This is a genomic window from Pseudoduganella sp. R-32, from assembly GCF_049913245.1.
Lineage (GTDB): Bacteria > Pseudomonadota > Gammaproteobacteria > Burkholderiales > Burkholderiaceae_D > Rugamonas.
The window spans coordinates 1,369,747-1,381,774 of record NZ_CP183987.1 but is presented as its reverse complement, the minus strand read 5'-3'; the positions used below and the strand labels follow the sequence as shown (position 1 = coordinate 1,381,774).

12 protein-coding genes are annotated in these 12,028 nt (G+C 62.4%); 5 read left to right on the top strand and 7 right to left on the bottom strand.

Annotation, left to right across the window (positions count from 1 at the left end):
- Genes mreD through ACN9MU_RS06430 form a run of 3 tightly spaced genes read right to left on the bottom strand, consistent with a single transcriptional unit; the run spans position 1 to position 2,544 of the window.
- A complete protein-coding gene (gene mreD, locus ACN9MU_RS06440; protein ID WP_130316749.1) occupies positions 1-513 on the bottom strand; it encodes a rod shape-determining protein MreD in 513 nt (170 codons plus the stop codon).
- Positions 510-1,454 (bottom strand): rod shape-determining protein MreC, encoded by a 945-nt coding sequence (mreC, locus tag ACN9MU_RS06435; RefSeq protein WP_426168664.1) that lies wholly within the window; start codon positions 1,452-1,454, stop codon positions 510-512. Before mreC ends, mreD begins: the two co-directional genes overlap by 4 nt.
- A gap of 46 nt (positions 1,455-1,500) precedes the next feature.
- Positions 1,501-2,544 (bottom strand): rod shape-determining protein, encoded by a 1,044-nt coding sequence (locus ACN9MU_RS06430; RefSeq protein WP_028102363.1) that lies wholly within the window; start codon positions 2,542-2,544, stop codon positions 1,501-1,503.
- Between the two features lie 240 nt (positions 2,545-2,784).
- Here ACN9MU_RS06430 and gatC point away from each other — a divergent pair, with 240 nt between their 5' ends.
- From gatC to gatB, 3 genes are all read left to right on the top strand, one after another.
- On the top strand, positions 2,785-3,084 hold the full coding sequence (gatC, locus tag ACN9MU_RS06425) for an Asp-tRNA(Asn)/Glu-tRNA(Gln) amidotransferase subunit GatC (protein WP_426168661.1): 300 nt from the start codon (positions 2,785-2,787) through the stop codon (positions 3,082-3,084).
- Positions 3,085-3,199: 115 nt separating this feature from the next.
- Entirely contained in the window at positions 3,200-4,675 is a 1,476-nt protein-coding gene (gatA, locus tag ACN9MU_RS06420; RefSeq protein ID WP_426337015.1) for an Asp-tRNA(Asn)/Glu-tRNA(Gln) amidotransferase subunit GatA, read from the top strand.
- 10 nt (positions 4,676-4,685) lie between these two features.
- Positions 4,686-6,146, top strand: a complete 1,461-nt coding sequence (gene gatB, locus ACN9MU_RS06415; protein WP_426321195.1) for an Asp-tRNA(Asn)/Glu-tRNA(Gln) amidotransferase subunit GatB — start codon at positions 4,686-4,688, stop codon at positions 6,144-6,146.
- A 126-nt stretch (positions 6,147-6,272) separates the two neighbouring features.
- On the opposite strand, the gene ACN9MU_RS06410 is transcribed toward gatB, so the two are convergent.
- From ACN9MU_RS06410 to pyrE, 3 genes are all read right to left on the bottom strand, one after another.
- Positions 6,273-7,175, bottom strand: coding sequence for an alpha/beta fold hydrolase (locus ACN9MU_RS06410; RefSeq protein ID WP_426321193.1), 903 nt, complete (start codon positions 7,173-7,175; stop codon positions 6,273-6,275).
- Positions 7,176-7,179: 4 nt separating this feature from the next.
- Positions 7,180-7,554: a hypothetical protein gene (locus ACN9MU_RS06405; protein WP_426344311.1), complete on the bottom strand. Its 375-nt coding sequence runs from the start codon at positions 7,552-7,554 to the stop codon at positions 7,180-7,182.
- 73 nt (positions 7,555-7,627) lie between these two features.
- On the bottom strand, positions 7,628-8,284 hold the full coding sequence (pyrE, locus tag ACN9MU_RS06400; protein WP_426168647.1) for an orotate phosphoribosyltransferase: 657 nt from the start codon (positions 8,282-8,284) through the stop codon (positions 7,628-7,630).
- Positions 8,285-8,332: 48 nt separating this feature from the next.
- On the opposite strand from pyrE, the gene ACN9MU_RS06395 reads away from it, so the two are divergent.
- Entirely contained in the window at positions 8,333-9,103 is a 771-nt protein-coding gene (locus ACN9MU_RS06395; protein WP_426168645.1) for an exodeoxyribonuclease III, read from the top strand.
- On the top strand, positions 9,103-9,801 hold the full coding sequence (locus ACN9MU_RS06390) for a hypothetical protein (RefSeq protein WP_426337012.1): 699 nt from the start codon (positions 9,103-9,105) through the stop codon (positions 9,799-9,801). The genes ACN9MU_RS06395 and ACN9MU_RS06390 overlap by 1 nt, the downstream gene beginning before the upstream one ends.
- 11 nt (positions 9,802-9,812) lie before the next feature.
- Here the strand turns inward: ACN9MU_RS06390 and ACN9MU_RS06385 are convergent, their stop codons facing one another.
- Positions 9,813-12,017 carry a TonB-dependent receptor plug domain-containing protein gene (locus ACN9MU_RS06385; RefSeq protein WP_426337011.1) on the bottom strand — a complete coding sequence of 735 codons (2,205 nt, stop codon included), beginning with the start codon at positions 12,015-12,017 and terminating at the stop codon, positions 9,813-9,815.
- Between the last annotated feature and the right edge of the window lie 11 nt (positions 12,018-12,028).

The following is a 12,028-nucleotide window of genomic DNA, read 5'->3' as shown; positions in this document are numbered from 1 at the left end:
TCAGATCGGGCGGGTGTGGTCTTTGTCCACGGCGCGGCGCTGCGGCGCCAGCAACAGCATGGTCGCCAATGGCCACAACAGCGCTGCCACCACGCTTTCAATGAAAAAGAACCAGCCAGGGAATTTGCCGGCCACGATGAAGCGCACCACCATCTGCACGGTTTGCGCCAGCAACAGCAGCGGCAGCACGTGCAGGATCTGCGTCGTCACGCGGAACCACAGGATCCGGCGATGCAGCATGATGGCGAAATAGGACAGCAGCGTATAAGCCAGGGCATTCTCGCCCAGCAGCGAAGCGTCGTGCACGTCCATCAGGAGGCCGAGGAAGAACGCGGTGCCGATGCCGACCTTGCGCGGCTGGTGCACACCCCAGAACACCAGCGTCAGTGCCACGAAGTCCGGCGCCGCGAAGAAGCGGCCCCACGGCAGCATGTTGAGCAGCACCGCGCAGAACAGGCTGAAAAAAATGAACAGCGGGCTGACAGGCAGCAGGATGTATTGTGGACGGTTCATCGGGTTGCCTCCTTCGGCGCTTCTGCAGCTTCCGCCTTGACCTTTTCCTTGTCTTTCTTCTTCGACGGCTTGGCGGCCGGCTCTTCTTCCGGAGGGCGCGGCGGCATTTCCGGCAGCGACATCAGGATCAGCAGCGCGGTATTGCGCTCGGTACCGGCCAGTGGCGCGCACACCACGCGGCCGAAGGCGCCGCTGGCATTGCTCTCCACCTGCACCACGCGCGCCACGGCCAGACCGGCCGGATAGACGCCGTCGATGCCGGACGTAATCAGGATATCGCCGACCACCACGTCCGCTGTCGGCGCCATGAAGCGCAAATCGAGGTTGCCCGACTGGCCGCGGCCAACCGCCACCGAACGCAGGCCGTTGCGCAGGATCTGCACCGGAATCGCCTGCTCCTTGTCGGTCAGCAGGGTCACTTCGGAAGTGAACGGGAACACGCGCGTCACCTGCCCCACTACGCCCTGGTTATCGATCACCGGCAAGCCGGCAGACACGCCATGCTGGATGCCGCGGTTGAGGATCACCTTGCGCGTGAAAACATCGCGCGCTTCGTAAAGGATTTCAGCCAGCTGCGACTTGCCAGGCACGCGCTGCTGCGCATCGAGCAGCTTGCGCAGCTGGTTGTTCTCAGCCTGGTAGAGCTGCGCCTGCTGCAAGGCCTGCGAAGCTGCGATCTGTTGCTGTTGCAGGACACTGACCTGCTTCTCCAGCTTCGACAGCGTGGAGAAGTAGTCGCCCATGCCGCTGATGGCGTCGCGCGGCAGCAACGCAATCTTCTGCAGGGGATAGAGGACAAAGCCGACGCCCTGCCGGACTGCCGTCAGCGCATTCACGCGTGAATCGGCCAGCAGCAGCGCAATCGAAATGCACGCGAACACCATCATCTTGAAACGGGCGGACGCGCCTTGCTTGAACAGTGGCGGTGGACTGTATTCCATGTCTTCCAATTGATAAGGGCAGCTTCCGCTGCCCTTTTACTCAACCTTACTCGTAGGAGAAGATGGACCCCAGCTGGTCCATGCGCTCCAGCGCCAGGCCGGAGCCGCGCACCACGCAGGTCAGAGGGTCTTCTGCCACCAGCACCGGCAGGCCGGTTTCTTCCATCAGCAGGCGGTCCAGGTCGCGCAGCAGGGCGCCGCCGCCGGTCAGCATCATGCCCTTTTCGGCGATGTCTGCACCCAGTTCCGGCGGGGTCTGCTCCAGCGCGTTCTTGACGGCGGAGACGATGTTGTTCAGCGGGTCGGTCAGCGCTTCCAGGATCTCGTTGGACGAGATGGTGAAGGAGCGCGGGATGCCTTCCGACAGGTTGCGGCCCTTGACTTCCATTTCCTTGACTTCGGAGCCTGGGAAAGCGGAACCGATGGCCTTCTTGATCGCTTCGGCGGTCTGTTCGCCGATCAGCATGCCGTAGTTGCGGCGGATGTAGTTGACGATCGCTTCGTCGAACTTGTCGCCGCCCACGCGCACGGAGCCCTTGTACACCATGCCGCCCAGCGAGATGATGCCCACTTCGGTGGTGCCACCGCCGATGTCGACCACCATCGAGCCGGTCGCGTCGGACACTGGCAGGCCGGCGCCGATCGCCGCTGCCATTGGCTCTTCGATCAGGTACACCTGCGATGCGCCCGCGCCGAGGGCCGATTCACGGATCGCGCGGCGCTCCACCTGGGTCGAGCCGCAAGGCACGCAAATGATGATACGCGGCGATGGGCGGAAGAATTTGGAGTCGTGCACCATGCGGATGAACTGCTTCAGCATCTGCTCGGTGACGGTGAAGTCGGCGATCACGCCGTCTTTCATCGGGCGGATCGCCTCGATGTTGCCGGGTACCTTGCCCAGCATCTGTTTTGCTTCTTTACCAACGGCCTGGATCGTTTTCTTACCGTTTGGACCACCTTCCTGGCGGATCGCCACGACGGAAGGCTCGTCCAGCACGATACCGGAGCCGCGGACGTAAATCAGGGTGTTCGCCGTACCCAGGTCGATAGCCAGGTCAGACGAGATATAGCGACGTAAAAAACCAAACATGAGTGTCCTGTAGGGCGCTGTGCGCAAAATTCGTTATATATGAGGTATCCGGTCAGATGCGGCCAGGCGGGTGTTCAGCACCAGCAGCGCATTAACCCGCGATTGTACCTTATAATCTACAGGTTATTTGCCCTAAATCCACTCTATTGTGCGAGCACGCAACCGTTGATTTATGCGGCGTTCGCCGCGATTTAACTGGTGATAGGCAATCAATCCAATAAATTACATTTTGACAATTCCATGTCCCTGACACTGAACGACGTTGAACGCATCGCCAAACTGGCCCAGTTGGAGATGGACGCTGAACATTCCGCCAATATGCTGGACAAGCTGAACGGCATTTTCGCGCTGGCCGAGCAGATGCAGGCCGTGGACACCGAGGGCGTCGCCCCGCTGTCCCACCCGCTGGCCAATGCCATGCAGGTTGCCCTGCGCCTGCGCGAAGACGTGGCAACCGAACCGAATCGCCGCGAGGAATACCAGCAAGTGGCGCCGAAGACTGAAGATGGCCTGTACCTGGTGCCGAAGGTGATCGAGTAAAACCGGTAAGGCGGTGTCAGACCCGCAGGGTCAGACACCCGGCCCGCAACTGCCGCGTATTGGTGTCTGACCCTGCGGGTCTGACACCGGTTTACTGGTTTAAAGAGGAAAACGAATGCACACCAAAACAATCAAAGAGCTGTCCGAGCTCCTGCAAAAAAAGGAAGTCAGCGCTGTCCAGCTGGCGACCCACTTCCTGGACCGAATTGAAAAAAGCGACCTGAACGCATTCCTGCACGTGGACCGCGCACTGACGCTGGCCCAGGCCGAAGAAGCCGACAAGCGCATCGCAGCTGGCACCGCCACCCCGCTGACAGGCGTGCCGATCGCACACAAGGACATTTTCGTCACCAAAGGCTGGCGCTCGACCGCCGGCTCGAAGATGCTGGCCAACTACGTCAGCCCGTTCGACGCCACCGTGGTGCAGAAATTCCAGGACGCCGGCATGGTCACCCTCGGCAAGCTGAATTGCGACGAATTCGCCATGGGCTCCTCGAACGAGAACTCGGCCTTCGGCGCAGTGAAAAACCCGTGGGACAAGTCTGCCGTTCCAGGCGGCTCCTCGGGCGGCTCTGCCGCAGCCGTGGCAGCCCGGCTGGCTCCTGGCGTGACGGGCACCGACACCGGCGGCTCGATCCGCCAGCCTGCAGCCTTCTGCGGCATCACCGGCATCAAGCCAACCTATGGCCGCGCCTCGCGCTTCGGCATGATCGCCTTCGCCTCCTCGCTCGACCAGGCAGGCCCGATGGCGCAAACTGCGGAAGACTGCGCGCTGCTGCTGTCGGCCATGACCGGCTTCGACGAGCGCGATTCGACCAGCCTGTCCGCTGAACAAGGCAACGCTGCCGAAGACTTCACCCGCGACCTGGACAAGCCGCTGGCCGGCCTGCGCATCGGCGTGCCGAAGGAATACTTCGGCGAAGGCCTGGCTGCCGACGTCGAAAAGGCTGTGCGCGCCGCGCTGGCCAAGTTCGTGGAACTGGGCGCCACGCTGGTCGACATTTCGCTGCCGAACACCGCGCTGTCGATCCCTGCCTACTACATGATCGCCCCGGCGGAAGCCTCGTCCAACCTGTCGCGCTTTGACGGCGTGCGCTACGGCCACCGCGCCGAGGGCTACAAGGATTTGCAGGACATGTACAAGAAGAGCCGCGCCCAAGGCTTCGGCCCTGAAGTGCAGCGCCGTATCATGGTTGGCACCTACATCCTGTGCCACGGCTACTACGACGCCTACTATCTGAAAGCGCAGAAGATCCGCCGCAAGATCACGCAGGACTTCGCCAATGTGCTGGGCAGCCAGTGCGATGTGATCATGGGTCCAGTGGCACCGACCGTGGCCTGGGACCTGGGCTCGAAGGCAGACGATCCGGTAGCGAACTACCTGGCCGACATCTTCACCCTGTCCACCAGCCTGGCAGGCTTGCCTGGCATGTCCATCCCTTGCGGTTTCGGCGAAGGTGAGATAAACGCCAACCGCCCGGTCGGCCTGCAGATCATCGGCAACTACTTCGCTGAAGCGAAGCTGCTGAATGTGGCCCACCAGTTCCAGCAAGCTACTGACTGGCATAAACGCGCGCCTTCTTCGATTTAAGGAAAAGAATATGGAATGGGAAGTCGTCATCGGTATTGAGAACCACGTACAGCTCACTACCGACTCCAAAATTTTCAGCGGCTCGCCGACCAAGTTCGGCGCCGAACCAAACACCCAGGCCAGCCCGGTCGACCTGGCGCTGCCAGGCGTGCTGCCAGTGATGAACAAGCAAGCCGTCGACCGTGCGATCCGCTTCGGCCTCGCCGTCGGCGCCAAAGTAGCCCCGCAGTCGATCTTCGCCCGCAAGAACTATTTCTACCCTGACCTGCCGAAGGGCTACCAGATCTCGCAGTTCGAAGATCCAGTCGTCCAGGGCGGCCAGCTGACCTTCGGCTTCGAGAAGGACGGCCAGTTCGTCACGCGCACCGTGAACTTGACCCGCGCTCACCTTGAAGAGGACGCAGGCAAGTCGCTGCACGAGGACTACCACGGCATGTCGGGCATCGACCTCAATCGCGCCGGCACCCCGCTGCTGGAGATTGTTTCCGAACCGGAGATCCGCTCCGCAGCCGAAGCAGTGGCTTACTGCAAGGCCCTGCACGGCCTCGTGATGTGGTTGGGCATCTGCGACGGCAATATGCAGGAAGGCTCGTTCCGCTGCGACATCAACGTGTCCGTGCGCCCGAAAGGCCAGAAGGAATTCGGCACCCGCTGCGAAATCAAGAACCTGAACTCTTTCCGCTTCATCGAAGAAGCCGTGCACGTGGAAGTCGCGCGCCAGATCGAACTGATCGAAGACGGCGGCAAGGTGGTGCAGGCGACCCGCCTGTACGATCCGGACAAGAAGGTCACCCGCGAAATGCGCACCAAGGAAGACGCGCAGGACTACCGCTACTTCCCTGATCCGGACCTGCCGCCGCTGACCATCGGCGCCGACTGGATCGAGCGTGTAAAGGCATCCATGCCGGAACTGCCGGCCGTGATGCGCGCGCGTTTCGTGGAAGAGTACAAGCTGCCGGAATACGATTCGCTGGTACTGACCGCCTCCAAGGGCATGGCCACCTATTTCGAGGCCGTGGTTGCTGCAGCAGGCAAGGAGAACGCCAAGGCTGCCGCCAACTGGCTGATGGGCGATGTGTCGTCGACCCTGAACCGCGAAGGTGTGGAGATCACTGAAGCGCCGGTACTGCCTGCGCAGCTGGCCGGCATGCTGAAGCGCATCGCCGACGGCACGATCTCCAACAAGATCGCGAAGGAAGTATTCGGCGCAATGTGGGAAGCCAAGTCGGAAGACCCGAACCTGGTCGATGCGATCATCGAGCAGAAAGGCCTGAAGCAGATTTCCGACACCGGCGCGCTGGAAGCTATCGTCAACGAGGTTATTGCCAACAACGAGAAGTCCGTTGAGCAGTACCGCGCGGGCAAGGAAGCGGCCATCAACGCGCTGATCGGCCAGGCGATGAAAGCCTCGAAAGGCAAGGCCAATCCGGCCCAGCTGACCGAGCTGCTGAAGAAGAAGCTGGCTTCTTAAACCCTGTAATCCTGGGTCTGACCCGCAGGGTCAGGCCCCGTCTGCGGCACAGCCAGGGGTTGCGGTTGTGCGATTTTGATCTTCGACAAAAGTCAAAGGACTAGAACCAACACCGCGGCCGCGAGATCATACAGGGTCAGACACTTGTGTCTGACCCTGGTTTACCGGTTTTGGCAGGTGCCCGCACATCCAGCGAAGAATATCCGCAAAGATCTCCTCGCGATTCACCTCATTGAAATTCTCGTGATAGTTCTCATGCTGTACATGGCACTCCAGCAGCTTGGGATCAATCATCGCCAGCAGGTCCAAGGTAGCCTTCGGATCAGCCAGTTTGTCATCCCCAGCAACGACCGCGTATAAAGGCCAGCGCCAGGTCGGCATCTTCTCCGCCAGACCTTTCTGCGCGCCCTGCAGCGCCACGCCAAACCGCACCGTGCACTCGCGCGCCCGCACATCGTCCGCCTCGTCGCGATGATGACGCGCCGTAATCGACGGATCATGCGTCAGCACATCGGTCAGCGACGCCATCGGCACCTTCATGGTCGGCGCCAGCGCCGCCAGCACGCCGGACAGCTTCTCCAGCACCGCCGGCACCTTGATCGCATTCACGTAATAAGGCGACGACAGCACAAAGCCCTTCACCAGCGGATCACGCTCAAGCCTCTCCAGCCCGAAGCGCGTCGCAATCAGCGCTCCCATCGAATGCCCCATGATAAACACCGGCACGCCCGGGTAATGCTGCTTGACCCAATGCAGGAACAGTTCCACTTCCTCGATAAATACCCCGAAGTCCGGAATATCCACCCGGCGCGCATTCTCATGTCCGCACAGGTCGAACGCCACGGTAGCAAAACGGTGCTGCTTGAAATACAGCGCCGGCGTCACATAGTCGCCCGCATGCGCAAGTCCGCCGTGGATGGCCAGCAGCACGCCGGCCGCAGGCTTTTCGGGCTCCCAGATATGGATCTTGCGTTCGGCGCCATTGCGCCCCTTGAATGTGGCGAAGCGGTCTTCGGCGAATCGGTTCATGCGGTCACGAGGAAATGCTCAGCGCGATGCCCATCTCCAGCAACAGCGAGATGTCGGCCAGCGTGAAATCAAGGGTGGAAGCGCCCTGGTTGGGCGCGGCGGGGGCGAAAGCAACGCGCAATTCAGCCTGGATCGGCGCCACATCGAAAGTGATGCCGCGCGCCTGGCATTCGTGCAGGTAGGCGCGCACCTTGCGCATCAGGCCGTCCGGATCGGGGTCGGTGCCCAGCGTGGCGTAAAAGCCGTGGTCAAGGCGGGTGCGGCCGGTCGGGCTGGTGTCGCCCTTCTTCCAGTCGCTTTCGGGCTCGCTGGGGAGCCCGTCCCGCACGTCTGCGACCGCGCTTTCGTCGCCGTACACCTTGAGCGTTGCGATGTTCATTACTTTCCTCGATCTAAATGTTGTAAGGAAGCAATCACAGTCTAGCACAACGCCCGGCTGGCGCCAGCGCGGCTTATTCCACGCCGTACTTGCTGCGGTATGCGGCTACCGCGTCCTTGTACTGTGCAAGCGATGGATCGGCCGACAGGTAGGCAAACAGGTCGGACAGGTTGCCGATCGAGATCACCGGGATGCCGTAGTTCTTGCTCACTTCCTGCACCGCCGACAGCTCGGACATCTGGCCATCCTTGCCGCCGCGCTCCATGCGGTCGAGCGCGATCAGCACGGCGCAAGGCTCGGCGCCAGCGTTGCGGATCATCTCCACGGATTCGCGCACCGAAGTGCCGGCCGAGATCACATCGTCAATGATGACAACCTTGCCAGTCAGCTTGGCGCCCACCAGGGTGCCGCCTTCGCCGTGGTCCTTGGCTTCCTTGCGGTTGTAGGCGAAGGAGGTGTTGCGGCCTTTGCCTGCCAGCGCCATCGAGGTCGCGGAGGCCAGGGTGATGCCCTTGTAGGCCGGGCCGAACAGCATGTCGAATTCAACGCCGGAGTCCAGCAGGGTCTGGGCGTAGAAGTCGGCCAGGCGGGCCAAGGTCGCGCCGTCATGGAACAGGCCGGCGTTGAAGAAATAGGGCGATTGCCGCCCTGCTTTGGTCGTAAACTCGCCGAATTTCAGCACTCCCGCCTGTACGGAAAACGCGATAAACTCTTGCCTCAAATTGCTCATAGTGCACCCATCTCTGTTCAAAGTGCCGATATTTTAACCGGAACACCTATGCCAAAAATCATTTCCGCAAACCTGAACGGTATCCGCTCCGCCGCCAAGAAGGGCTTTTTCAACTGGATGGGGACGATCGACGCCGACATCATCTGCGTGCAGGAATTGAAGGCGCAGGCGCCGGACATGACCGAGGAATTCCTCAACCCGCACGGCTACCACGGCCACTTCCACTACGCGGAAAAGAAAGGCTATTCCGGCACCGGCATCTACAGCAAGGTGGCGCCTGACCGGGTGATGATCGGCTTCGGCAGCCCCGAGTTCGATGCCGAAGGCCGCTACGTGCGCGCCGACTTTGGCAACCTGACCGTTATTTCGGTGTACTGCCCGTCCGGCTCTTCGTCGGAAGAGCGCCAGCTGGCCAAGTTCCGCTTCATGGACCTGTTCCTGCCTCACCTGCAGCAGTTGCGCGCCGAAGGCCGCGAGTTCGTGATCTGCGGCGACTGGAACATCGCCCACAAAGAGATCGACCTGAAAAACTGGAAGGGCAACCTGAAGAACTCCGGCTTCCTGCCCGAAGAACGCGCCTGGATGACCAGGCTGTTCGACGAAGTCGGCTACGTCGACGTGCACCGAGGCCTCGACCAGCGCCCCGAGCAATACACCTGGTGGTCCAACCGCGGCCAGGCCTACGCCAAGAACGTGGGCTGGCGCATCGACTACCACGTCGCCACCCCTGGCATCGCATCCAAGGCGCATACCGTGTCGGTCTACAAGGACGAAAAGTTCTCCGACCATGCACCTCTGATCATCGAGTACCACGCCTGATGCGACGCTCGCTAGCCGCTTTGCTGCTCACTTGCGCCGGCACTGCCGGCGCGGCCGATACGGCTGTCATCATCGACAGCACCCGGTCATTCGTGCCGAATTCCATTCCGCGCAATGCGGCCTGGCTGGGACTGTTCTGCCGGAAGCTGGAATGCGAACTGCGCCCCGTCGGCGTTGATGTCGGCACAGGCAGCGCCAAGAATATCCTGGACGAAGATGAAAGCCTGGACAGCGTCGCCATCGACGGCAAGTCGCGCGCGGTATTCGCCAACCTGCCGCTCAAGCCCGGCAAGGTCGTCACCTGGCACGCGATGAACGACGAGCAGTATTTCGGCAGCCCCCAGTACGAAAAGTTGCGCAAGCTGGGTAAATGGAGCTTGCCCGGAGGAGCGCAGCCGCTGGTGCTGTCCTGGGTGAAAACGGCCGAAGGACGCAAGCGCTACCACCTTACCGGCGACTCCGCCAAACAGTTCCTGTTCGCCGTTGACGCGCTTGGCCATTACGAAGGCGACACCACGCCCGTCGTCTACTGGGCCGGCGACCTGGATGGCGACGGCAAGGGCGACCTGCTGCTGGCCATCCCCGACGACAATTGCGGCTACGACGAACGTCTTTACCTCTCCTCCGGCACAGGAGAGGGCAGCTTGCTGCGCAAGGCCGCGCACACCAGCGGCCGCGAACCCGCCTGCGGGTGCTGAACAGCGGCCGGCTACAGTTTGATTTCCAGCGCAAAGGTGTAGCTTGGACGCGATTTCTTCGCCACCTCCAGCATCGCCCCATCCTCGGAAGTAGTGGTGCGCCCCGACCACTGCGAGGCAGCGTTGGTGGCTCCCAGGCGCAGGCTGGCTTGCGGGTTCAGCGTCCATTGCGCATACAGGTCGATGGCCCGGCTGTGGGTCAGCGCCAGCGCCTGCGACATGGTCTGCTGCGTGACATAGCCGGGCGTATAAGACAGGTTGGCGCCCACTGCCAGCGGCAGGCTGCGCGCCCGGTAATCGAAGCCGAAAGTGCCGGACCAGGGCTGCTGGCCATCCAGGCGGCTGTTGGGCAAAGGCACAGCATCCACCTTGCTCTTGTAAAAGTTCACGCTCCCCCTGAGCTCGAGGCGCGTCTTCGGATCGATCCATCCGGGTAGCAATTGCGCCGCCGGGCCTTTCAGCTCCAGCTCGACGCCGCTGCTGCTGGCGCGCGACAGGTTCACGGGCCGGCTGACCCAGCGCGGCACGCTGGCCCAGTCGGGATCTTCCAGCGTGGTGACATTGCGTACCAGGTCTTTCACCCGGCGGTGGAACACGCCAATGCTGAACAAGCCTCCTCCGTTGAAGTAGTGTTCGTAGGCCAGGTCAAGGCCGCTTGCCAGTTCTGGCCGCAGCAAGGGATTGCCGACCCGGTCGGCTGCCACCGAATCGTTGCCCTGGCTCGGCAAGGGGTAGATGCTGCTCAGGGTGGGCCGCGCCAGCATGGCATACAGGTCCGGCGCCTTGTAGCTGCGCGTCAGGCTGGCGCGCAGCACGTCGCGTCCCTTGGCATCGGGCTTGAAATTGATATGCAATAAAGGCGACAGCACCGCGCTGTGGTTGCGTACCGGGCGCTCCAGCGTGTCGCTGCGCGTGGTGATCGCTTCGCGCCGTATGCCGCCGTACAGCAGCCACTGTTCGGACAGTTCCCACTCGTCCTGCAGGTACCAGGCTTGCCGCCTGATGCGGGCTGACAGCGGCAAGCCGTCGATCCCCGGCAACTGGTCGGCCCCGAGCACGGTGATGCGGCGCTCATCGTCGCGGCGCCTGGTCTCCAGTTCCCAGCCGGCCGACAGCCGGTGCTGCTCCCCCACCAGCTGGCCGACCTTGCCCGACTGGGTGAAACTGCGGTCGCGGCTGTCGCCCACGCTGCGGCGGTAGGGCTGGCCCGCGCGGAAAGTCTGGTTGTCGAAATCATTGGCAGCCTCGCCACCGGTAAATTTCAGCTCCAGCTTGCGGTCGGCAGCAAAACGCCGCTGCCACTGGCCGCTGAGGCGATGGTTGCGGGAACTGCCCGAATTCCGGCTGGGGTCCTCGAACAGCGCCGGCGAACTGGCCGCCAGGTTATCGAACTGCACCTTGCTGTGCCAGTCGGAGCGCTGCAGCAAGGCTTGCAGGTTCAGGCCCTGCTCTTCGTCGATGCGCCAGTTCAGCTGCGGCGAGGTGTTGACGCTGTGGCCCCACATATCTTGGGCGGCCAGCTGGCGCGCGAAGCCGGTGTCGGCGCCGGCTTGCGGCACCAGCCGGCTGGCCCGCATGTCGGCCCGGCCATGGTATTCGTAGGCCGACAGCGGCAGCGAATAGGACAGGTCGCCGGCCCGCGCGCTATACAGGGCGCTGGCATTGGGCGTGGGATGCTCGACACCGTAGGCCATGCCGATGCGCACGCTTTGCTGGACTTTTTTCGGCACGCTGCGCAGCACGATATTGATGCTGCCGGCCATGGACTGCGCACTCTGGTCGGCGGTGGCGGCCTTCTGGATGTCGATGCGCTCCACCTGCGCCGGGTTGAGCTGCTCCAGCGAGAAGCCGTTGGGCGCCGGCTCGCCATTGAGCAGGATCTGGGTATAGCCGGCGCCCAGGCCGCGCAGGCGCGGCTGGCCGTTCTGGATATCCACGCCGGGCAGGCGGCGCACCACCTCATTCAGGCTGTTGTCGCCGAACTTGTCGATCTCCTCGCGGCCAAAAGTCTGCCTGGCCACCGTAGCGTTGCGGCGCAGGTCAAGGTCGCTTTGCGGGCGGGTCTTGACTTCCACCCGGTACATCTTGGTGTCAAACGCCGAACGCGAATTGGGATCGGCGCCGAGCGGCACCTCCTGCGCAGCGGCTGTGCCCAGCTGGCACAGCATGGCCATGCCCACTGCCGCGGCAATGGGCTTCTTGTCGAAATTCGTCATGGAGCGGTACT